A 21,570-nucleotide genomic window follows, 5' to 3' on the forward strand; every position below is an offset into this window, starting at 1 on the left:
TATTGTATTAAAGATCTATTTTCTTGCCGTAATTCTAAGGTCAGTTAAAGGAACCGCACAAAGAAGATTTCAAATGACCTTCCCATGCTGTTTTGAGAGCAGATTGGAAATTCCTAGAGAAAACCTCAGGTCGAAATTCTTGAGCCCGCTGATTGATTAATTCAGGGCTCAACTTCTCATAGATTCTCTTTTCTTCAAACCAAGAAACTGCTTCGAACAAAGATTCCATAGTTTGGTTTGAGAAAAGAACACCTGTAGAGGTATTGATATCTTTCCTCGCACAGGTAATAGTATCCAATAGCCCACCCTTCGCCAAAGCAATTACGGGTGCTCCTGCTGCCATAGCTTCTACAGGAGCAATCCCAAAGTCTTCAACACCTGCGTAGACGTAAGCCCTGCATCGTTCCATAAGTCTCTCAACATTTCTTCTACTCTGAAAGCCTAGGAACTCTATATTTGGGCCTGCAATCTTTTCTAAATAATTCCTCTCAGGCCCTTCTCCTACAATAATCAAAGGCAACTTCAATAAATTAAAAGCTTCTACTACAACATCTACTTTCTTATTGGGAACAAGCCTACAAAGGCATAAATAATATTCATCTCTACGCTCACAAAATGAGAACCGATCAACTTCAACTGGCGGATGGACAATCTGAGCCCTGCGGCCCCAATATTTAAAAATTCTTCTAGCAGTAAAGCTTGAATTTGCCAAAATACAATCAACTCTTGCTGCACTAAGCTGATCCCATTGCCTTAACTGATGTAATTGCCAACGTATTAAAGGCTCTAAACCAACTTTCCTTAAAGAAGACCTCTTTAAATAGACATTCATCTGATCCCATGCATATCTAACTGGAGTATGTATATAACTAATATGGAGTTGATCAGGCGAGGTAAGTATTCCCTTTGCTACAAGATGGTTGCTGCTGACTACCAGAGGGTAATCGCTAAGGTCAATTTGCTCGATTGCATAAGGTAGCAATGGCAAAAATCTTTGAACATGAGAGGAACCAAATGGAAGATTCTGAATAAAACTAGTTTCAATTGATCTGCCAAACAACCAACTATCTGGACGAGCACTTTCGCTCTCAACCAAAGAAAAAAGTTGGGGTTTAGAACCTAAAGATAAAATCAAATTATCAATTGCATGAACTACCTGCTCTGCACCCCCAGTTGATCGAGAAGAAAACCACTCATGCACAAGAGCTACTCTCTCTGGAAAATCAGTAGGGACTTTGTTAACCAAATTCCAAGCCTCTTACAATGAGCAGTGATTAAATCTTATACAAATAAATGGTCATTATAAAATCTACTAAGCAAAAAAATCATGGAAAGTTGATTGAGTTAAGTCAGTGCCAAGTATTAATAAAAATAGCAACCCAGAGGCAAAGCATAATAAAGTAACATACCTTACATAGCCTTTTGCTCTTGGTAAACGGAAATAAGACAATGTCAAGGTAAGTATCAAGAATAAGCCTGTGGCAAGCGAACTTATTTCAGATATATAGTCAAATCTTAGATTTAATTTAATCTCATATGAAAGAAGCTTGAGATGCCAATTAATTGGTGTTCCTGATTGATGATTCAATATCAAGAGAAAACTTATCAAGGTTGACAAGATTATGCTATTAATTATGAAAAAGCTAACAGGCTTTGTAAGCCTGTTCATTGTCCTGTTAAAACTGAGGAGCAAGACCCCAATTAAAGTTGCGCATACCAAAGGTGAAATTGGGATTAACCAAGAGACATCTATCAATGAAGGCATCTGCTTACTTTTTTGTGGCTATCAAGAAAAGATCCTTCTGAAATTCTACACCAGTTATCAAATCTGCAAAAATTAAAACACATTTAAAAACTATGCAAGCGAATATTGCCCAGACTAAGCCAAAAAGATATTAAATCTATGAAGAAAATTCTGCCCCATCAACTCAATCCTATAAATAGGTTCTTCTAATCTTCGAGAGTAATAAGAATTTAATTTAATAAAATAGGAAAAACTTATTTTCACATATTAGGCTGATACTATCAGCATCCAATAACTATGAATAATTACATTATTATTTTTTTTATAGTTGTTTTCATCTCAATAATTGGGTTTAGGTTAAATATCGTAGAAAGTAGATACTTATTGGAGAAATCAACGCGAATGGTCAAGAAACTCAAAAAAAAGGGTCGAAGAAAAAGGAAAAGCAAATAGAATTTTTAAATATGGGAACTTTTAAGTAATGCCAGATTCTCCTTCCGACTCAGAAAACAACTTTACGAAGAACAAGCTTTCATCTTTAGAACAAGTCAGCAAAGCGAGTCTCACAGAGGCAAAATGGATAGACAATAGCGGAGAAGCTGTAGAAAAAGTTTTCGGGTTCAATCAAAATGCAGAGCTAGTCAATGGAAGAGCTGCAATGTTTGGGTTCTTAATGCTTGTAATCACTGAAATAGTATTTGGAGGCCAAGCAACAACTCACAGTATTTTTGGTATCGGCTGATTATCAAAACCGTCTAAAATTCCTTTAAGATGTAACCAAAAGACTTCTCTATAGTTAATTATGAGCAGAAAGGATTGGATTGGTATTGCCTATGTATCAACTTGGGTAATAATTTGGGGGACATTTGGATCCTTAATTGACTACCCACTACTTCAGAAAAGTATTTATAACGCTGGTTCTATAGGACAATTAACCACTTTTTCCTTGACTGCCATAATATGCATTATTATGGCAATAGTAATATTTCCTAAAGTTAGAGATAGACTTACCAAGTAAGCACCACTTAATTATACAAAGTAGCTCAGGGGTTATATGCATTATTAATATCTATATCTTTCCAAAACGATTGCTGGGGCTGCTTCAACGCCTTTATTGAAAAGGATCCACTGCCTAGTCTCCAGGTCATGATCACAACCAAAGGTAGAGTCTTCTACATAATTATTCTGCATGTCAGCATGACATTGTTGATCAGCCTCAAAAGCAGATCCGTACTTATTCAAAGAATTTTTTACTAAAAGAATTGTTATTAAGATAGCTAAGATAGTAGAAGCTACAATAAAAACTACTTTCATCTAAATAGCCTAATTAATAAGAAACTCTTATAATCTTATAAATTTTTAACTGCAAAAGCAAAAGTTAGCCTTATAAAGAAATGCTAGCCAAGAGCAACTACAGATTAATCTTCTAAATTGCAGGTCAAATCACACTCTATTAATTCAGTATTTTCAAGCCTTTCAAGAATTCTTGTCATATCAACAGCTGAAAGCTCTCCATCAACACTCCATTTTAAAGTTGTTTTCCTCTGAAGAGGTGCCTTGCCATTGTTAAAGCCTGACTGCCTTGGATTACTCATGAACGGCTCCTTTGGTATCAGTTGTGACATTAAACCCTGAAAAGACTTGCTAATGCAGAAATCTTTAGCATTCTTCATTTTTAACTTTGGTCAGTCACCTCCCCCAACTGTCACTGTGACAGTTGCCCTAGTTGCAGTAAGGATGGTTGCAAATATAGAAACATTGGCAATAATGAAAACGTGAGGAGTTGAGATTCACTAAGGAGTCGAAACTAGGAAAGACTTCCTTGTTGAATCTCAAAGAGACCCTGCCTTCGGCAGGGTCTCTTTTTTTATGCTTTAAAAGTAAAATCTAATGAGGTTCTGCTGACAGGTCAAAAAGAACTTTTTTTAAGTTTAAATACTGACTATATAAAATAATTTACAAGGTATTCATTGAAAGGGTGAAATATATTCTGCTACCAGGTTATTTGTATATTCTTTAATAACTATTCTAGCGACCAATATTATATATAAAGTCTTTAAATCCTGGGACATAGAAATAAAGGCCAACTGCAACAAGCAGCAGCATATTTAATGCTAGTACAAGAGCTCCTAGGATAATCCTGGTTTTTTTACTAGGAACTTTATATTCTAAAACTCCAGGAATTCTTAAAAGGACATCTTCCTTACTTGCATTTGCCTCAACCGTAGAATTAGAAGAAGCTTTTGCTGATTTCTTAGATTTTACGTTACGGTCTAAAGAATCTGGCTTTTGGGATTTAGCCTCTCCTTCAGAAACTTTTTTTGATTCAGCCATTAGTCAAAATAAAAATAATCTGCTAGCAGTAGGTAGAAAACATTCTTTACTTTACACCGAATAGGAAAAATTAAAGATTAAAGCCTGTCTTATTAATGAAAATATTGAACTTTTGTTCTTCACAAGGCTTTAAAAATTGTTGCAGGAATTCTTTAGATCCTCCAGCATAACCAATGCTGATTGTTTCTTTGTAGATGGATTTAATATCATCATTGTTAAATCTGATTGTAAACCTATTAAACGTGTTTGACAGTCATACCTTCCTTTTGAAACTGCATACAATTGGAATGCTTCTGATTTAGTTAAGGCCAGTCTACAATCTCTTAAAAGCCTAGATTTAATACAATTATTGGTCAAAAGGTTAACGTCATAAAAATGTTCTGACTTAACACTGGAAAAGAAACTTTCAAAGCCTAATATCAAAATTATAAATATAAGTAACTGATTACTTTCCATTTGTCTAAGTCTTAACAAGGTGAATTTGTAAAGATTAATATTCTTCATTTTAAACCTAAATTTAGTTTTCTGAGGTGAATCTTTCCTGAAGCAAATTATCAAGATTTGTCTTCTTACTTCTTAGGTAATCTAAAAGTTCAAGAGATGATAGTTCTGTATTAGATGGAACTAATTTTAGATCAGATGCTAGGCATCCAATGACTTTTGATGAGTTCATACCTTGCTTCTTCAAGGAGTCCACGCAAACTCCACCATGTCTTTTAGAGAGCTTAGTGCCATCGGAGTTTAGCATTAGAGGAACATGCCCATAAGAAATTGGGGACTGGTTAAAGGCATCAAAAATTGCCAATTGTACATACATTGCTGGGTTAAGGTCATTGCCTCTAATAACTTCATTAATCCCAAGCGTTAACTCATCAACAACAGTTGCCAAATGATATGCAATAAATCCATCTGATCTTCTTACAATGAGATCACCAGCAGTTCGAGAAAATTTTTTATTTACTTTCAGGCGCCAAGAAGTTAATTGATCTTTTTTAGGTTCCAAATCTAATCCTAAGTTCTTGCATTTTCCAGAATAAGTAATAAATTCTCCAAAGGTATTATTATCTTTGTCTAAAGTTTTCCTAGTGCATTGACAAGCAAAAATTTTACCCTGGCTTTTAAAGAAAGAAAGGGCTGAAACATACAAATCTATTCTTTGACTTTGAAAAACAACCTGATCATCCCAGGACAAACCAAGCCAAAGAAGATCATTTTGAATACTCTCTATGGCGCCAGGACGATTCCTAGGAGTATCTAGATCATCTATTCGAAGAAGCCATTTCCCCTGGCTCATACGCGCTTTCAACCAAGAGACCAAAGCGGTACGAAGATTGCCCAAATGAAGTGGGCCTGTGGGAGAAGGAGCAAAGCGTCCGCAATACCCCTTCCCCCTTAGGGACTTTCCAACATTAAAGGCCTCGAACAAGCCTTCATTTAGTGACTTACAAGTAGCCATTTACTAGTAAGAAGAGTTAGTAAAATAGGCCCTTTTAAAGAGCTAGGTAACCTAACTGTCAAACAAGTAAAAGCTCTTCTACAAAGCAATAATCAGCCTGCTTGAACGCGATCCTTAAATAATTTGCCAGCTGTAAAAGCAGGTACTCGCTTAGCAGGAATCTTAATTTTCTCACCAGTTTTTGGATTAAGGCCTTGTCTGGCAGAGCGATCACGAGGTTCGAAAGAACCAAATCCAAGAATGGAGACTTTTTTACCCTCCACCACTGAATCGATGATGGTGTCTATGGCGGCATCGATAACAAGTGCAACGTCTGTTTTTGTCAGCTCGGTACGAGCTGCAACAAGGTTGACCAGATCTGCTTTGTTCATTGGGAAAATTAGTTTTTGCAGAGAGTAAAGGCGGAAGAGACCTAAAAAGGAATCAGTCCTTCAAATACTCGAACTCGCTAATGGTATGGACGTAACGCCTTAGAAGCAACTCAAAAAGTTAGTAAGGCAAAGCTTTATACAAAAAACAGTTTTTAAATTCAGGTCATTTTGTGCTATTTCCAAGCATCCCAGCGAAGCAACTTTTGCTTTGCTAACAAGCCGAAGCCCGTCCCTGATGCAAGTAAGGGATTGGATTCTCGAGGAAGCCAGTGCCGAAGCTTAACCAAGCTCCTCTGCTGAATCGACCAGTGAAAAGTCTTTTTTGTCCGAGAAGCTATCAATTCAGAAGATGATGCTGGTATTAACAAACGACCACAGAAAAGCACGTTGGAAGGAGGAGGTGCGTATACAACACAGCTTCCTGGAGTCGGACCAGGAGTCCAAAGCAATTTCAAGCCGGAAGGTGTTTGAAACTCCTCTGAGAAGCTTTCCAAAGACTCAAGACCAGGAAGAAGATAAGCTTCCTGCTCTTGTAGCAAAACAGACCAACCAAGTGTTTGTTGTAATTGTCTAACCTTCCCGTGAGAGTATTTATTCGTCAAAAGAATTCTTGGTTTTCGTCCATTTGCCAATTCAGTCAATTGGTCAAGCAAACTTGTTGTTATATCAGGACAATCGATCAAAACAGGCTCAGGATCGCAGTTCAACCACCATGAAGTAACTCCTTCACTAGCGTTTTTAGAATGGAAAACCCAAATTTTTTCACTCACTTGCATACTGTGTTAGTTGAACTAGGGAATAAAGTTAAAAAAAGAATGTTGCCAAAAAAATCTAAACAACTAGTTTGTACTTAATGCTTACTGATAGAGAAGAAAAGGCCAGTGGGCAAAATTCATAAAGGTTCTCCATGGCCACTTGGCAGTAGCATAACTAGTCGAGGAGTAAATTTCTCTGTAGCTTCACCTGAAGCAAGCTATATAGAGTTACTTATTTTTAAAAATGAAGATGACTTACAGCCGAAGAAAATACTAACCCTTGATAAGAACCATAGATCAGGAGACTATTGGCATATTGAAGTTGAAGGTATAAATACTGGATGCTTCTACTGCTATAGAGTAATTGGAAATAGAAGTACTTGTAAGCAAGATATCTTTTCTAGAAAGATATTATTAGACCCATGCTCTAGAGGTATCGCAGGATGGAATATATTTCAAAGAGAGTCTGCAACAGGTCTATCCACAAACATAGATAAATGTCTCAAAAGTATAGTAACTGAAAGAGATCAATTTGACTTCCAATCCTATCCTCGTCCAAAACATTCATGGGATAAAACAATTATTTATGAGTTACATGTTGGAGGATTCACTAAAAGCTCTGAATCTGACGTCAAGGATAAGATTAAAGGTACTTTTCTTGGCTTGATTGAAAAGATACCCTACCTAAAGCAACTAGGAGTAACAACTCTTGAACTTTTACCAGTTTTTGCATTCGATACAACGGATTCTCCATATGGCCTGAATAATTATTGGGGTTATAGCCCAATCAATTGGTTCACACCACATCACAGTTTTATTGCAAGTAACAATCCAATAAATGCAAGAGACCAATTTCGTAATTTCATAAAAGTTTGTCATAAAAATGATTTAGAAGTAATTCTAGACGTTGTATACAATCACACAACAGAAGGTAATGAAAAGGGTCCAATAATTAGCTGGAAGGGATTTGCAGAGTCAACTTATTATCATCAAAATAAAGAAGGTAAGTATTTAGATGTCACGGGTTGCGGAAACACTATTGCAGCAAATAATCCTCTTGTAAGGCAATTAATACTTGAATCAATGCGCTGTTGGGCAAATGAGCTAGGTGTAGATGGTTTTCGTTTTGATTTAGGGATATCTTTAAGTAGGGGAAAAGATCTTAAGCCGCTTGATTCTCCTCCTCTTTTTGAAGAGATAGAAAGTGATCCTGCATTAAGTGATTTAAAGTTAATAAGTGAGCCATGGGATTGTGGAGGGCTTTATAGACTTTCTGATTTTCCCGCTAAAAGATGCTGCACTTGGAATGGTCATTTCAGGGATGATATTCGAAGATTCTGGAACGGAGATAAAAATAGTACTTGGCCCTTAAAAGATCGCCTAACTGGAAGTCCTGAATTATATAAAGATAATTTTAAAAGTGCACAGAAATCTATCAATTTTATTACTTCCCATGATGGCTTTACACTTAAAGATTTAGTTAGTTTTAATTTAAAGCATAATCTTTCTAATGGTGAGAGTAATCGTGATGGAGAAAATCATAACAATAGCTGTAATAATGGGATAGAAGGTCCAACTACAAATAAAAAAGTAAATCTTATTAGAAGTAAGAATCAAAGAAATCTTATTGCTACTCTTCTTTTATCCCCTGGTATTCCAATGATTCTTATGGGGGATGAGGTTGGAAGAAGTCAAGGAGGAAATAATAATGCTTGGTGTCAGGACAACCCTCTAGGTTGGATGATTTGGAGGACTGATAATTGTGATAATGAGCTGAGGAGTTTTGTCTCAATGTGTATTTATATAAGGAAAGAACTGTCAGATTTCTTTGCTCCCTTAATCAACATAAATTCAGACTCACCTTCTCTGCAAAGTCAAGAGAAGTTATGGGTTCAATGGCATGGAGTTAAAATTAATGCCCCAGACTGGGGAAGTTGGTCTAATACAATAGGTTTTAGCATTAACAAAGCAAAAGAAGGAGCCATTATATGGATGGGATTCAATGCATTCAATCAATCTATGAAGTTCGAATTGCCTAAGCCATTATCACCATGGGTAAAAATATTAGATACAACTTTACTCACCCAAAAAGAGTACGGCCTATTTAGACTTTCTAATCAACTTGAGATTGAGATAGAAAGCAAAAGCCTCGTGGTATTGGTTGCTAAAGAATATACAAAAAAGCTAAGAATTTGAAGTGTACTTTCTAAAGCGGGCGGCGGGAATCGAACCCGCATCATCAGCTTGGAAGGCTGAGGTTTTACCACTAAACTACGCCCGCGCTAAGAATCAAGTCTCCAGATCACATATTATCTGAGTCTTGATTTAGCACTTCTTACATTATTACCTTGTGCCTGCCCTTCCAAATAGCTTGACAAAATCCAGATCGCCAATTGAAAGGGGGCGCAGAAGGCTAATGATTTCCTATGGACTAGGGGATTCTGGCACAGGATTGGCTGCTACTCAGCTTGGCTTTTATCTTTTCCCTTTCTTTACAGGGGCCGCCGGACTGCCTGCGTTCATAGCTGGTTCTTTATTAATGGTTATAAAAGTTTGGGATGCAATCAATGATCCATTAATTGGTTGGTTAAGTGATCACACAAAATCCCGATGGGGACCTCGCCTTCCATGGATGATTGGAGCAGCCACTCCATTAGGTATAAGTCTTGCTGCTATTTGGTGGGTGCCACCAGGAAATACAACTGAAAAAACAGCGTATTACATAGCCATTACAGTTCTTCTGATGACCGCCTATACAAGCGTAAACCTTCCATTCGCAGCATTATCAACAGAACTCACTCCCAAAACATCTATTAGGACTCGTTTAAATGCAGCAAGATTTACTGGATCAATTCTTGCTGGTTTAAGTGGTTTGATTATTGCTGCAAGGCTTTTGGCCAATGGAAATGATGGCTATTTAATGATGGGTCGAATAACTGGCTCTTTGGCTACCATTACGACTTTAATCTCATGCTGGGGGCTTGCACCTTTCGCGAAAAAAGCAAGAAAGCCAATAGAAAAGTCTGAGCCATTTAAACTTCAACTAAAAAGAATTCTTAAGAACAAGCGTTTTATACAAATCATTGGGCTTTATCTACTTCTTTGGTGCGGTCTTCAATTAATGCAAACAGTTTCCCTCATTTATCTTGAGCAAGTTATGAAGGTACCAACAGGGTTTTCAAAATGGATCCCCATTCCTTTTCAAATAAGTGCTCTATTAGGCCTTCAATTCTGGAGTTTCTACTCCAATAGATACTCCAGATTGAAAGCATTATATAAAGGAGGCTCAATCTGGATAACGGCTTGCCTAATAGCCATGCTGCTGCCGCCACTATCTTCCGATTTCTCATTAGGGAACCTTTTAAACATAACTAGTTTAGAGAGCTCAAAAATGCTTCTTTTATTGTTAACAATTACGCTGGTTGGTTTTGGCGCATCAACTGCATACCTAATTCCATGGTCGCTTCTACCAGATGCAATTGACGCTGATCCAGAAAAACCTGCAGGAATTTATACAGCCTGGATGGTCTTAATTCAAAAACTTGGAATTGGCCTAAGTGTTCAACTATTAGGATTGCTTCTTTCTCTCGCAGGCTATATTTCTTCAAATGAATGCTTAAAAATAACAAGCTGTATTGACCAACCTGATAGCGCTATAACAACAATACGTATATGTATGGGTTTAATCCCATCATTACTTGTAGGCAGCGGGATATACATAATGAAAGGTTGGAATGACACCCCCTCTCCACTTCAAACTGCTAATTAATGAAATCACCTCGCTGGCTAAAAAGACTGGGATCAAGCATGCTTATAGGAGGTCAAGCAATAACTTCTTCGACAAAAGGGAATATAAACAAGTCAGACTTAATTGATCAATTAATGGAAGCTGGTCCAGCAAGTTTCATTATCGTTTTAATCACAGGGATTTCAGCAGGCACGGTTTTTAATATTCAGGTCGCAGCTGAACTAAGTAGACAAGGAGTCGGTTCAGAAGTTGGTGGTCTCCTAGCCATTGGATTAGCAAGAGAAATTGCTCCTTTACTTACGGCAACTCTTTTAACAGGAAAAGTGGCAACAGCATATGCCGCTCAACTTGGAACGATGAAGGTTACTGAGCAGATCGATGCAATCACAATGCTCCAAACTGATCCAATTGATTACCTGGTTGTCCCTAGAGTGATTGCAATGGTCATAATGGCTCCTTTGCAATGCCTGCTATTTTTTACAGTGGCTTTATGGAGTGGCCAAATCAGTAGTACGTACTTTTACAGCATTCCAATAAATGTATTTTGGAATTCAGTGAATGAATGGTTAGTTATCAGTGATATCCCTTTCATGCTTATTAAAGCAGTAGTATTTGGCTTTCAAATTGCTGTTATTGCCTGTGGATGGGGGCTTACTACTAGAGGTGGCGCTAAAGAAGTTGGAACAAGTACTACTGGAGCTGTAGTTATGACATTATTAAGTGTCTCATTAATGGATGTCCTTTTAACCAAAGTACTTTTCGGCTAATGTTTTCAAAATCTTCACTTCAACCCAATATTCAAGACGAAGACGGTGTAATTCTGACTCCAATGTATCGATTACCTCTCTTCATAATGTCAATGGGATTCCCTTTATTACTACTACCAATTAGGCCCTGGCCTACTTTAGTTATAAGTGGATTTGGTCTTTTCCTACTACTCCAATCATTCACTCTTAGATTGAAATTTACGTCGAAAGAACTAATCGTTTTACAATTAGGGAGAGAATTACGACGTTTCCCCTTTAAAAAATGGATCGCATGGCGTATTTTACTGCCTAAGTTACCTGGACTTCTTTACTTTCGCGAAGAAGCCAGTCCTCATTTATTACCAATCCTTTTCAACACAAAAATGCTTGAAGAGCAACTTAAGATTCATGTTGGGAAGCTTCAAATACTTAATGAAAACAACCAAAAAGTTCCATCATAAAATCCACCTAACAAGAGAAATATTTAATGACTGAAGCCGAGCTCCCAGAAAACACTCAATCTTCAACAGAAAGCAAGGATGGGGAGAAAGCGTCTATTGATGATCCAAGTTTTCGAGTTCCCTTAGAGGAGAGTAAATACGAATCGACAAATGAATTCAAAGCTCCAACTCCAAAAGATCCCCAAAAACCTCCATCAGAAGCGAACCTCGCACAAATTCTAGAAGTAGCTCTCCAAGATCTCACAGAAAAGAGAATTGCATTAGAAGGCGAACTCGCCGATTTGTCAGAAAGAAAGTCCCAGATTGAAAAAGAATTCAAAACTTCTTTTTCAGGGCAGTCAGATGCGATTGCTAGAAGAGTTAAAGGTTTTCAAGACTATTTAACAGGGGCACTTCAAGACTTAGCTCAATCAGCTGAGCAACTTGAACTAATCAGCCAACCAGTAATGCTTTCGCCCTCGCCCCTTGATAAAAGCCAAGAAGCAATATCCAATCAACCAGTAGAAACTTCTACAGCAATAGCAGAAACTTTCAAACCAGACGAAGAGTTAATACGTACCTGCCTTGAACAATTTAGAAAAGAGCCTGACTTTTATGCTGATCCCTGGAAATTACGAAGGAGTCTTGAGCCTAAAGATATAGAGCTTTTGGAAGACTGGTTCTTTAACATGGGTGGCAGAGGCGCCCAACCCAGTAGAGGCAATAGATCTAAAAATGTTTTAGTCGCTTCTGGTCTAATTGCTATTCTCGGCGAGCTATATGGAGACCAATTCCAAGTCCTTGTGTTGGCAAGTCAACCTGAACGACTAGGGGAATGGCGACGTGGGCTCCAAGATGCTTTAGGCTTAAGTAGAGAAGATTTTGGACCAAATAGTGGGATAGTTCTTTTTGAGCGTGCTGATGGACTGATAGAAAAAGCTGATAGGCTTGAAGAGCGCGATGAGGTCCCAGTTATTATTATTGATGCTGCAGAAAAGGGCGTTGAAATACCGATACTTCAATTCCCAATTTGGCTTGCCTTCGCGGCGAGTCCCCAGGAAATTTACCTTGACGAAGAAATTATCTAATGGAATTAACAAAGATTTTTCTTGCATTTTTGTGCATAGGTGTTAGCTACTCACTTGGATCATTCCCGAGTGGTTTCATTGCTGGCAAATGGCTAAAAGGGATCGATCTTAGAAAAGTTGGTTCAGGGTCTACTGGTGCAACAAATGTCCTAAGGCATGTAGGAAAGAAAGCTGCATTAATAGTCTTTCTTATTGACGTAAGTAAAGGTATTGGCTCAATATTAATTGCAAAGAGTCTATTCCTAAGTCCATCCTTTCACGTTATTTGCGGGATTGCAGCATTATCCGGGCACATATGGCCAATATGGCTTAACTGGAAAGGGGGGAAAGCAGTAGCCACAGGTCTAGGAGTATTCTTAGGGATATCTTGGCAAGTTGGTCTTGCTTCTTTGGGCATTTTCATGGCAGTGCTCAGTTCAAGTAAAATCGTCTCTTTATCAAGTATTTCTGCTGCCATAAGTCTACCTATACTTATGTTTTTAAGTTTGCAAGAAGCAAGTTTCCTGAACGCATACATAATTGCAAGCTTTGCTGCAATGATAATGGTGCTATGGAGGCACAGAGCTAACCTAAAACGACTACTTAATGGTGACGAACCAAGAATTGGAAAAATAAATTAATCTGTTTGTATGTCTCTACAAACCCTTGTAAAGGCCTCAGCAGGATTAGTAGATCGAGTAATTATTCTTCCTAAAACCAATCGTGAAGCACCAGAAGTGAATGCGTCTCTTGGTTGCATAACTCTTGCTTGATCATCTAATCCACTATCTAAGAAGCGAATACCAGGGGTTATTAGTTCGAACGATTCAGGGAAAATTTCTCTTAATCTTTTTACCTCGCAAGGTGAACAGATACAGCCTCCTAGGCCAGCTTTGAAGGCCAATTGAGCCAAGTGCTCTACCCTTTTCTCTAAAGAGTGATGAATGTCTAGCTCATCACCAAATTCATAGGACGTCCAACTTGTTAAAACAGTAACTCCCAACAATGTTGGAGATGGTAAGCCCACCGAAGCGGCTCCTTTCTTAGCAGCTTCATTGGCTACTAAAAGAGCTTTGCTACCTGCGCAAGCATGCACTGTAATTAACTCTGCACCATTCCTTGCTGCTCGATAACATGCCCCAGCCATAGTATTAGGAATATCATGGAACTTCAGATCAAGAAAAACTTTTTTTCCCCTGGCCCGAAGTTCGGTAAAGATTTCCAGGCCACTTGTTGCAAATAATTCCAAGCCAACCTTAACCCAAATCAAGTCAGGAACTTTATCAATGAAAGACAAAGCTTCTAAAACATCCATGCCGTCTAAAGCGAGAATTAATTTTTCTGATGGGTTAACTAAAGTCATAAAATTCAACGAGGTCGGTTTATATAGAAAGGCGTCTAAAAGTCCTTTTCCCTAATTGCACCACCTTCCCAACGAGCTCTGAATCATTATCAAACTCCAAGTTTGGATCAAGGATTTTCTTGCCATCTAAGCGAACAGCTCCACCTAAAATTTGCCGCCTAGCCTCACTACTACTTTTACATAAACCAATAGCACTTAATAAATAAAAAGCCTTAACTGGTAAATTGACCTTTTTGATTGAGACTTCAGGGACATCACTTAATGAATCTTGCAAACCAGCAACAAGCTTAGACGCATCTTCTTGAGCAGCTATTGCAGCAGGCATTCCATGAAAATTTGCAGTGACATTCAATGCCATTAACTTTTGTTTTTCTCGAAGGTTAGAAGGCATGTCGGTTTGCTCTAGATTGGTAAGCAATGTAAGGTAGCTATTCACAAGGTCATCAGGGATTTTTTCTAATTTGGAATACATTGAAAGAGCATCATCCTTAAGGGCAACAGTATTAGCAAGTGTCTTACTCATTTTTTGAACACCATCTAAACCAACCAAAATTGGCAATAACAATCCAAACTGAGGGCGCTGGTCAAAAAGGCGTTGGATATCACGTCCCATTGCTACATTAAATTTTTGGTCTGTCCCACCCAATTCAACATCAGCCTTTACTGCTACAGAGTCATAGCCTTGCAAAAGAGGGTAGAGAAGCTCATGCAAAGAGATTGGTGTTCCTGAGTTATACCGATTCGCGAAATCTTCCTTTGCCAACATTTGACCAACAGTTGCATGACTTAGAAGATCAATAATCTTTGACATGTCAAAGTCTGAGAGCCATTCACTATTACGACGTATTTCTATGCGTCCAGGGGTTTCAAAATCCAGTAAAGATGTCTCACTTGATTTGCCATATCCCAGTTGTTCTAGATAAGTAATGGCATTTTTCTCGACTTCTTCAGATGTCAACTGATTTCTTGTTTTGCTTTTACCCGTAGGATCGCCAATACGAGCAGTGAAATCTCCAATAATCAGAACTGCTATATGACCTGCATCTTGAAAAGATCTTAGTTTTCGAAATAAAATACTGTGCCCAAGATGAATCTCTGAACCTGTGGGATCTATTCCTAGCTTAATTCTTAGAGGGCTTTGATTCTGCTCAGACTCAATCAAACGTCTTGCCAAGCTTTGATCTGAGTCATTGGTACTGGCAAGAGGAAATAAATCAGCGATTCCTCTACTTAACCAGCTTGGCAATGTAACTGTTTCCTCCGACATGAGAAATTCTTCTTTATTTAGGCAAATAGTAGATGAATAAACATCTCTTAGGAGGATGGCTGGTCAAGTTGAGCTTTCATTTTTTCCAAAGTCATATTCATTTGATCAAACATTTGTTCTGGAGTAATGCCAAACTGGCCAAGTTGAGTTCTTAATTGCTCAACAGTCACTTTTGCTTGGAAATCCTCCGACAGTTCAAATCGTTTCATAAAAACCTTATATCTATCCATTAGCTCCTCCATATTCCCAATAAACATTTTTTTACCCTCTCGATCAAACTTCCCATAATCGGATCCCAACTTCATCAGATTCTGATAATCAGCAAAGAGCTGCTTAGCTTCCTCCTGAACGATCTCGGATTCAAAAAAATTCATAGTTCTCGATTTACTTCCATTGCTATTGCCTGATTTTGTGAAGAATTGATGAAGCAGCAAGAATAAGCTTCAATCATCCAAGACAAAGTCACAATAAAGTCTAAAAAAATCGTTTGGATTGTAATCCTTCAATTTTGAACTATGTTTTGAATTGAGACAGGTAGGGATTGCCGTTGAGAACTTTTCACCAACTAAATCCTATAAATTATTTTCAGGATTAGGAAATCACCTTATACCCAGTCGAACTAAGCAAATCAAAAAGAACAAAGCATCCCTTTCTTCGCAAGCTCGGCAATGAAGCAATTAAAAAAACAAGGAGAGTTATTTCAAGAGCCTGATTTTTTATATAAATCTAAGCATTCATCTAAAGATTTTTTTTTGAATAAAAAAACTCTGCAAGACTGGCAACAAGCAGTTCACAATTACCAATCGAAACTATTTCAAGGAGTTGCTCCAAATCAACTGCAAGGGAATCTGTTTAATTCAAATTTAGAGTCTACCAATGCTCTTCTTGATCCATTAAGACTAACTCCCTTACCTATCAATTTCTGGCGCTGGCCAGAAAGTATGCATCGTGGTCCTGCTATTTATTTAGTGATGGACCGGCCTAAAAGTATTAATTCAAACTTACTTCTTTATATAGGTGAAACAGTTTCTGCAGAGAAAAGGTGGAAAGGCGACCACGACTGTAAAAAGTATATAGATGCATATGTACAAGCCTTTCAAAAAGTGAGCCTGGGGACCCAATTGAGCATTCGCTTTTGGACTGATGTGCCTAAAGAAACCAGATCTAGACGTCAGTTAGAGCAAGAACTAATACAAACCTGGATTCCACCATTCAATAAAGAGACAAGAGATCACTGGAACACACCTTTCACTTCTGGAATTAATTCATAACAATTACTGGTTAACATCTAATAATCTATTCACAGGCAAATGCAAATCTCGATTATTCAAAAAGGTCTAGAGGGATGGAGGGGTTCGATACTGGTATTTGGTCTCCTAGAAGGAGCACTGGAAAGTCAACTAAATGCTTTAAAAGAGATTTGCACTCCAGCATCGCTCGCGAAGGCTCTCCAAGATAAGGAATTTGTTGGGAAACAAGGAGATCTTCAAAGCTTCCAATTAATAGGTAAAGAACCTCGTGAAATTGTTCTCATAGGTCTTGGTTCAGCAGAAAAACTTGTACTAGATGATTTGAGAAAAGCCACAGCCATAAGTTGTCGAAAAGTTATTGGCCAAGAGGGTACTTTAGGAATATTGCTTCCTTGGGATATTTTTGATTCTGATATAGCAGCTAAAGCTGTAGGTGAAGCTGTTATCCTTTCATTCTTCAAGGACAATCGATTCCAAAAAGATCCCAAACAAAAAAAATTACCTAACAAACTGGAACTTTTAGGACTGCCTGAATCTTCGCAAAAATACTTGAGCGAAATAGTCCCTATTTGCTCAGGCGTCAAGCTTGCTAGAGAACTTGTAGGAGCTCCCCCGAATAGTCTGACCCCTTCAGCATTAGCTAATCAAGCAAAAGAAATAGCTAATCAATTTGGTCTTGAAGCAAAAATACTGGGACAGGAAGAATGCCAAGCTAAAAATATGGGAGCCTTCTTAGCCGTATCGCAAGGATCAGATCTAAGTCCTAAATTTATTCACCTCACTTATAGAGCCAAAGGGGAAATAAAGCGTCGTATAGCAATGGTAGGGAAAGGCCTGACTTTTGACTCTGGCGGCTACAACCTAAAAGTTGGTGCTTCTCAAATAGAAATGATGAAATATGACATGGGTGGTAGCGCAGCAGTAATTGGCGCAGCTAGAGCAATAGGTGAACTAGCTCCTTCTGGTGTAGAGATTCATTTTTTAGTCGCGACATGTGAAAACATGATCAATGGTTCTGCAGTTCATCCAGGAGATATTGTTAAAGCCTCAAATGGAACAACAATTGAAATCAATAATACCGATGCCGAAGGACGTCTTACTCTTGCTGATGCACTTACTTATGCATGCGAGTTGAAGCCAGATGCAATCGTTGACTTAGCAACGCTTACTGGAGCATGTGTCATTGCCCTCGGAGAGGAATTGGCTGGTTTGTGGACTAATAGCAAACATCTTTCTAAAGAGCTCAAAGAATCAGCAGAAGCATGTGGAGAGGGGCTTTGGGAAATGCCTTTGCAAGATTCATACAAAGAAGGTCTTAAATCTATGCTCGCAGATATAAAAAATACTGGGCCAAGAGCAGGTGGATCTATAACAGCAGCTCTTTTCCTAAAAGAGTTTATTAAAGAAGATATTGCTTGGGCACATATCGATATTGCGGGTACTTGCTGGACCGATAAAGACAGAGGCATAAACCCTGCAGGAGCGACTGGGTTTGGAGTAAGAACTTTAGTTAATTGGGCTAGCAGATCAATCAATCCCTAAAAGTAATAGAGAATTATTAAATCAATTCAAAGTCAGGAAGCTTTATAAAGACAATGCTCTTGATTGAAAGTAGTTGAGTTTGTAGCAAAAGATTTTCGCTTTACAACTTCAAGAGCATGTATCTGCCAACTGGCTCTATTGGAACAAGAAGATAATACCCTTTGCAAGTCCTCAGATGCCTGAGAAGTTGTGGAGTATGGGCCTATATACCTAGTATCATGACCATCTTTTAGGATTAATAGATACATAAAATTTTCATTATGAAATCTTCTGGCTAAGAGTACCTTCTTAAAACAGCTAAGAAAGTGTTCTTCTCTAAAAATCTTTACTAAAGAATTAAAACACTAGGCTTGATTCTTAAGGTTTTTATAATATTCAATTATTTATGCTCCATGGTAAATCTTTACGACTAGTTGATCCCCAAACTTCATTTAGCCGTTTGTCTCGGCCACAGCTATACCGATAAAATTGATACTTGAGATTATTATTTTCTGCAAAATTCTGATGATAATCTTCTGCTTGCCAAAATTTATTTGCATTCTTAATCTCAACTTTAATATCATCAATTGATGCAGAAAGTTCTTTAGAGGCAAAAGATAAACTTTCGATAGATTCCTTAAGTTGAGAATCATCTCTAGCAAAAATTACAGGCCTATAAGAGTCACCTCTATCGCAAAATTGGCCTCTTGAATCAAAGGGGTCAATGTTGCGCCAATAACTTCTTAAGAGTTTGTCAAAAGCAATTTTTTTAGTGTCAAATTCAACAATTACTGCCTCTTGATGGCCTTTGTGATTTTTATAAGTTGGGTTTTGAAGATTTCCTCCTGTATATCCACTTTCTACAGAAAGGATTCCTGGCAATTCTTCCAAATCATGCTCTAAACACCAAAAGCAACCTCCTGCTAAGACAGCTTTTTCCAACGATGCTACAGCGGCATATGGTGAACTAAATAGCAAAGAGAAGGCAATTGCTAGAAGAGGAATAATCTTTTTAAATAGAGGAAGTTTCATCAAGTCAATAAATCTAATATCTCTTTAGCAGCTCTCTGTGTTACATCAGGAGAACCTAAACTCTCCCTTAATCTTTTATAACCTCTAATCATATCTATGCGAGACTGTTGATCTTCTAACAGAGGAACAGCTAATTCAAATATAGCCTTTGGGTTAAACATATCTTGCACAAGTTCAGGAACCAATCTCTCTTTTAAAAGTAAATTTACTGGAGATATGTGATCAACATTAAACTTAAGTAAGTTTTTAGCAATAAATGCAGTGATTTTACTAACTCTATAACCAACAATTTGCGGGACATTATGCAATGCTAATTCCATATTAATTGTTCCAGATTTAGCTAAAGCTATGTCAGCAGCCGCAAAAAGGCAAGACTTTAAATCATCAGCTTTGTTGGCTGGAATTACTTTCCCATTAACCCCAAAATTATGTAGAGAATCCTCTATAGATTTTTCGAAGCTTTCCATACCTGACGGAGCAATCACATAAATAGAAGGATCATATTGTTGTAATAAATAAGCTGCTTTAAGCAAGATTGGCAAAACATATTTAAGTTCTTGAGATCTTGAAGCGGGTAAAAGCAACAAGATTTTTTGTGAAGGCTCTATTCCTAATTTTTGACATGCTTCATCACGGTCAGGAAGCTTTTTTAAATTATCAAGCATTGGATGACCTACCCAAGTGACATTTCCTCCTCTGCTCGAATAAAACTCTGCTTCTTCTTTGAAAATCGCCAAGATTTTATCTGTGAAGCTTATTAAATCAGTAGTTCCTCCATCACCTAATCTCCACGCCCATTCTTGGGGAGCAATGTAATAAGTAATAGGAACATCAGGTAGAACCTTCTTAACTTTATTCCCAAGACGAATATTTGGTCCCATGTAATCAATAAGGACCAATCCATCTGGTGGTTGTTCAACCAACAATTCATTAACAATCGCTTGTGCACGTAAGGTAGGCATAACAAATGGCAATGCTTCCCAAAAACCAATTGCCCCAATCGATGCTGTATTAACTAACAATTCTGCACCAGCTGATTTCATCCTTGGTCCTCCAAGAGCTATGAGCTCTAATGGCATTGATCTGGAAGCAGCCTCTTTCTTTAAAGCTTTTACAAGAAAGCTTCCTTGTAAATCCCCAGACACTTCACCGGTGCTAATAAGCAACCGCATAGTTAATTCGTTGGGTTTAAGAAAGGCATAGGTCCACGACGTCCTTTTTTTATGGAAGCTTCAAGAAAATTGCACAACTTATTAGCAGCAGGAAAAAGTTCTTTTTCTTTAACCAATTCCAATCCAGTTGCATAAACGTGCCCTGATCTAAATATCAAATTCCATACTTCAATCAACTGTTTAAACTCTGCAGGATTTTGAGTCTCCAAACCTCTTCTCCTAATTCCTACTCGGTTTAACCCCCTCAACCTTCCAGGGTGACCCTCAACCAAACAATATGGGGGGACATCCCTATCTACCCTTGTCATCCCTCCAACCATTGCAAGGCATCCAATATGAACAAACTGATGGATTCCTAAACAACCTCCTATTACTGCTTGATCCTCAATTACGACTTCACCAGCGACCTGAACACTATTCGAGATAATAACTTGATTACCTATCTCGCATCCATGCGCAATATGGGTATAAGCCATTAAGAGGCTCTCATCACCAATTTTGGTCTTTTCACCTTCGTTAGTAGCTCTATTAACAGTTACACATTCTCGAATGGTATTTCTATTACCAATAACAACTTCTGTAGAAGCACCCTTATATTTTAGATCTTGGGGTTCCAAGCCTATGCAAGCCCCAGGGAAGATCTTGTTAAATGATCCTATTTTTAATCGTCCATCTAAGACAACATTTGGTCCAACAAGCGTATTCTCACCAATCTGAACATCGGGGCCAACAACTGCACCAGCACCAATTATCACTCCATTAGCAAGCTCTGCTTTTGAATCCACTGCAGCTAAAGGATGCACCTCAACTGGTCTTTGAATAGTCAAATTTTGGGTTTTACTTGACTCAATCATTGACTCAATCAACTAGAGAAAACATCAATTCACCAGAGCAAACCAACTGTCCATCTACTTTGGCTTCTCCCTTAACTTTGCCAAAACGTTGTCTTTTAATACTGATTAATTCACAACCAATAGTCAGTTGATCTCCAGGCACCACTGGCCTTCGAAAACGAACTCCATCTATACCCGCAAAAACAAAAAGCCCTTTTGGTAAATCTGGCATCTGAGTAACAATTAATCCTCCTACTTGAGCCATCGCCTCAACAATCAAAACACCTGGCATTAATGGCCTTCCAGGGAAATGTCCTTGAAATTGCGGTTCGTTAACTGTGACATTCTTTATCGCAACTGCGCTTTTACCGGGTTGATAATCAATAACTCGATCAACCAGAGCAAATGGATACCTATGGGGAAGGAGACCCATGATTGCCTCACTGGTTAAAAAAACATCATTAGAAGGAG

The 21,570-nt window shown here is 38.1% G+C and carries 27 protein-coding genes and 1 tRNA gene; 11 read left to right on the plus strand and 17 right to left on the minus strand.

Annotated elements, in window-relative coordinates; genetic code table 11:
- Nucleotides 1-40 precede the first annotated feature (40 nt).
- Together P9211_RS06645 and P9211_RS09520 are read right to left on the minus strand one after the other, a co-directional pair.
- Nucleotides 41-1,246: a glycosyltransferase gene (locus tag P9211_RS06645; RefSeq protein WP_012195918.1), complete on the minus strand. Its 1,206-nt coding sequence runs from the start codon at nucleotides 1,244-1,246 to the stop codon at nucleotides 41-43.
- Nucleotides 1,247-1,312: 66 nt separating this feature from the next.
- Nucleotides 1,313-1,588 carry a hypothetical protein gene (locus tag P9211_RS09520; protein ID WP_143703347.1) on the minus strand — a complete coding sequence of 92 codons (276 nt, stop codon included), beginning with the start codon at nucleotides 1,586-1,588 and terminating at the stop codon, nucleotides 1,313-1,315.
- 637 nt (nucleotides 1,589-2,225) lie between these two features.
- Here P9211_RS09520 and P9211_RS06655 point away from each other — a divergent pair.
- Nucleotides 2,226-2,486, plus strand: coding sequence for a chlorophyll a/b-binding protein (locus tag P9211_RS06655; RefSeq protein WP_012195920.1), 261 nt, complete (start codon nucleotides 2,226-2,228; stop codon nucleotides 2,484-2,486).
- A gap of 60 nt (nucleotides 2,487-2,546) precedes the next feature.
- Nucleotides 2,547-2,762, plus strand: coding sequence for a hypothetical protein (locus P9211_RS06660; protein ID WP_012195921.1), 216 nt, complete (start codon nucleotides 2,547-2,549; stop codon nucleotides 2,760-2,762).
- Nucleotides 2,763-2,806: 44 nt separating this feature from the next.
- Here the strand turns inward: P9211_RS06660 and P9211_RS06665 are convergent, their stop codons facing one another.
- Together P9211_RS06665 and P9211_RS09600 are read right to left on the minus strand one after the other, a co-directional pair.
- Nucleotides 2,807-3,058, minus strand: coding sequence for a hypothetical protein (locus tag P9211_RS06665; protein ID WP_012195922.1), 252 nt, complete (start codon nucleotides 3,056-3,058; stop codon nucleotides 2,807-2,809).
- Between the two features lie 104 nt (nucleotides 3,059-3,162).
- On the minus strand, nucleotides 3,163-3,369 hold the full coding sequence (locus P9211_RS09600; protein WP_159088379.1) for a hypothetical protein: 207 nt from the start codon (nucleotides 3,367-3,369) through the stop codon (nucleotides 3,163-3,165).
- 22 nt (nucleotides 3,370-3,391) lie between these two features.
- Here P9211_RS09600 and P9211_RS09975 point away from each other — a divergent pair, with 22 nt between their 5' ends.
- A complete protein-coding gene (locus P9211_RS09975) occupies nucleotides 3,392-3,523 on the plus strand; it encodes a hypothetical protein (protein WP_263969731.1) in 132 nt (43 codons plus the stop codon).
- A gap of 249 nt (nucleotides 3,524-3,772) precedes the next feature.
- Here P9211_RS09975 and P9211_RS06670 read toward each other — a convergent pair whose 3' ends face one another.
- From P9211_RS06670 to P9211_RS06690, 4 genes are all read right to left on the minus strand, one after another.
- Nucleotides 3,773-4,078: a hypothetical protein gene (locus P9211_RS06670; protein ID WP_012195924.1), complete on the minus strand. Its 306-nt coding sequence runs from the start codon at nucleotides 4,076-4,078 to the stop codon at nucleotides 3,773-3,775.
- A gap of 517 nt (nucleotides 4,079-4,595) precedes the next feature.
- Nucleotides 4,596-5,534: a tRNA glutamyl-Q(34) synthetase GluQRS gene (gene gluQRS, locus P9211_RS06680; protein ID WP_012195925.1), complete on the minus strand. Its 939-nt coding sequence runs from the start codon at nucleotides 5,532-5,534 to the stop codon at nucleotides 4,596-4,598.
- 92 nt (nucleotides 5,535-5,626) lie between these two features.
- Nucleotides 5,627-5,905: an HU family DNA-binding protein gene (locus P9211_RS06685; RefSeq protein ID WP_012195926.1), complete on the minus strand. Its 279-nt coding sequence runs from the start codon at nucleotides 5,903-5,905 to the stop codon at nucleotides 5,627-5,629.
- Nucleotides 5,906-6,078: 173 nt separating this feature from the next.
- Entirely contained in the window at nucleotides 6,079-6,681 is a 603-nt protein-coding gene (locus tag P9211_RS06690) for an MBL fold metallo-hydrolase (protein WP_012195927.1), read from the minus strand.
- A 105-nt stretch (nucleotides 6,682-6,786) separates the two neighbouring features.
- Between P9211_RS06690 and P9211_RS06695 the strand changes: the two genes are divergently transcribed.
- Nucleotides 6,787-8,856 carry a glycogen debranching protein gene (locus P9211_RS06695; protein WP_012195928.1) on the plus strand — a complete coding sequence of 690 codons (2,070 nt, stop codon included), beginning with the start codon at nucleotides 6,787-6,789 and terminating at the stop codon, nucleotides 8,854-8,856.
- 14 nt (nucleotides 8,857-8,870) lie between these two features.
- Here the strand turns inward: P9211_RS06695 and P9211_RS06700 are convergent.
- Nucleotides 8,871-8,941, minus strand: a tRNA-Gly gene (locus tag P9211_RS06700).
- A 135-nt stretch (nucleotides 8,942-9,076) separates the two neighbouring features.
- On the opposite strand from P9211_RS06700, the gene P9211_RS06705 reads away from it, so the two are divergent.
- Genes P9211_RS06705 through plsY form a run of 5 tightly spaced genes read left to right on the plus strand, consistent with a single transcriptional unit; the run spans nucleotide 9,077 to nucleotide 13,302 of the window.
- On the plus strand, nucleotides 9,077-10,429 hold the full coding sequence (locus P9211_RS06705; protein ID WP_041391579.1) for an MFS transporter: 1,353 nt from the start codon (nucleotides 9,077-9,079) through the stop codon (nucleotides 10,427-10,429).
- Nucleotides 10,429-11,175, plus strand: a complete 747-nt coding sequence (locus P9211_RS06710; RefSeq protein ID WP_012195930.1) for an MlaE family ABC transporter permease — start codon at nucleotides 10,429-10,431, stop codon at nucleotides 11,173-11,175. Before P9211_RS06705 ends, P9211_RS06710 begins: the two co-directional genes overlap by 1 nt.
- Nucleotides 11,175-11,615 carry a DUF3119 family protein gene (locus P9211_RS06715; RefSeq protein ID WP_012195931.1) on the plus strand — a complete coding sequence of 147 codons (441 nt, stop codon included), beginning with the start codon at nucleotides 11,175-11,177 and terminating at the stop codon, nucleotides 11,613-11,615. Before P9211_RS06710 ends, P9211_RS06715 begins: the two co-directional genes overlap by 1 nt.
- A 26-nt stretch (nucleotides 11,616-11,641) precedes the next feature.
- Nucleotides 11,642-12,682: a DUF3086 domain-containing protein gene (locus tag P9211_RS06720; protein WP_012195932.1), complete on the plus strand. Its 1,041-nt coding sequence runs from the start codon at nucleotides 11,642-11,644 to the stop codon at nucleotides 12,680-12,682.
- On the plus strand, nucleotides 12,682-13,302 hold the full coding sequence (plsY, locus tag P9211_RS06725) for a glycerol-3-phosphate 1-O-acyltransferase PlsY (protein ID WP_012195933.1): 621 nt from the start codon (nucleotides 12,682-12,684) through the stop codon (nucleotides 13,300-13,302). The genes P9211_RS06720 and plsY overlap by 1 nt, the downstream gene beginning before the upstream one ends.
- Here the strand turns inward: plsY and pyrF are convergent.
- Genes pyrF through P9211_RS06740 form a run of 3 tightly spaced genes read right to left on the minus strand, consistent with a single transcriptional unit; the run spans nucleotide 13,299 to nucleotide 15,665 of the window.
- Nucleotides 13,299-14,024 (minus strand): orotidine-5'-phosphate decarboxylase, encoded by a 726-nt coding sequence (gene pyrF, locus P9211_RS06730; protein ID WP_012195934.1) that lies wholly within the window; start codon nucleotides 14,022-14,024, stop codon nucleotides 13,299-13,301. The two genes, plsY and pyrF, sit on opposite strands and share 4 nt — an antisense overlap.
- 19 nt (nucleotides 14,025-14,043) lie before the next feature.
- Nucleotides 14,044-15,291, minus strand: a complete 1,248-nt coding sequence (tyrS, locus tag P9211_RS06735) for a tyrosine--tRNA ligase (RefSeq protein WP_012195935.1) — start codon at nucleotides 15,289-15,291, stop codon at nucleotides 14,044-14,046.
- Between the two features lie 47 nt (nucleotides 15,292-15,338).
- A complete protein-coding gene (locus P9211_RS06740; RefSeq protein ID WP_012195936.1) occupies nucleotides 15,339-15,665 on the minus strand; it encodes a DUF1825 family protein in 327 nt (108 codons plus the stop codon).
- Nucleotides 15,666-15,959: 294 nt separating this feature from the next.
- On the opposite strand from P9211_RS06740, the gene P9211_RS06745 reads away from it, so the two are divergent.
- Nucleotides 15,960-16,562 (plus strand): GIY-YIG nuclease family protein, encoded by a 603-nt coding sequence (locus tag P9211_RS06745; protein WP_012195937.1) that lies wholly within the window; start codon nucleotides 15,960-15,962, stop codon nucleotides 16,560-16,562.
- 39 nt (nucleotides 16,563-16,601) lie between these two features.
- Nucleotides 16,602-18,083, plus strand: coding sequence for a leucyl aminopeptidase (locus P9211_RS06750; protein ID WP_012195938.1), 1,482 nt, complete (start codon nucleotides 16,602-16,604; stop codon nucleotides 18,081-18,083).
- Between the two features lie 32 nt (nucleotides 18,084-18,115).
- Here the strand turns inward: P9211_RS06750 and P9211_RS06755 are convergent, their stop codons facing one another.
- The 5 genes from P9211_RS06755 to fabZ all read right to left on the minus strand — a co-directional run bounded on the left by P9211_RS06755 (nucleotide 18,116) and on the right by fabZ (nucleotide 21,532).
- The gene (locus P9211_RS06755; RefSeq protein ID WP_041391179.1) at nucleotides 18,116-18,331 is read right to left on the minus strand and encodes a hypothetical protein; all 216 of its coding nucleotides are present in this window, start codon (nucleotides 18,329-18,331) and stop codon (nucleotides 18,116-18,118) included.
- 127 nt (nucleotides 18,332-18,458) lie between these two features.
- Entirely contained in the window at nucleotides 18,459-19,094 is a 636-nt protein-coding gene (msrA, locus tag P9211_RS06760; protein ID WP_012195939.1) for a peptide-methionine (S)-S-oxide reductase MsrA, read from the minus strand.
- A complete protein-coding gene (lpxB, locus tag P9211_RS06765; protein ID WP_012195940.1) occupies nucleotides 19,094-20,266 on the minus strand; it encodes a lipid-A-disaccharide synthase in 1,173 nt (390 codons plus the stop codon). Before lpxB ends, msrA begins: the two co-directional genes overlap by 1 nt.
- Nucleotides 20,267-20,268: 2 nt before the next feature.
- Entirely contained in the window at nucleotides 20,269-21,120 is an 852-nt protein-coding gene (gene lpxA, locus P9211_RS06770; RefSeq protein ID WP_012195941.1) for an acyl-ACP--UDP-N-acetylglucosamine O-acyltransferase, read from the minus strand.
- Nucleotides 21,121-21,124: 4 nt separating this feature from the next.
- The gene (fabZ, locus tag P9211_RS06775; RefSeq protein ID WP_012195942.1) at nucleotides 21,125-21,532 is read right to left on the minus strand and encodes a 3-hydroxyacyl-ACP dehydratase FabZ; all 408 of its coding nucleotides are present in this window, start codon (nucleotides 21,530-21,532) and stop codon (nucleotides 21,125-21,127) included.
- Nucleotides 21,533-21,570 lie beyond the last annotated feature (38 nt).

Source organism: Prochlorococcus marinus str. MIT 9211 (assembly GCF_000018585.1).
In the GTDB taxonomy this organism is placed as follows: Bacteria; Cyanobacteriota; Cyanobacteriia; order PCC-6307; family Cyanobiaceae; genus Prochlorococcus_D; species Prochlorococcus_D marinus_B.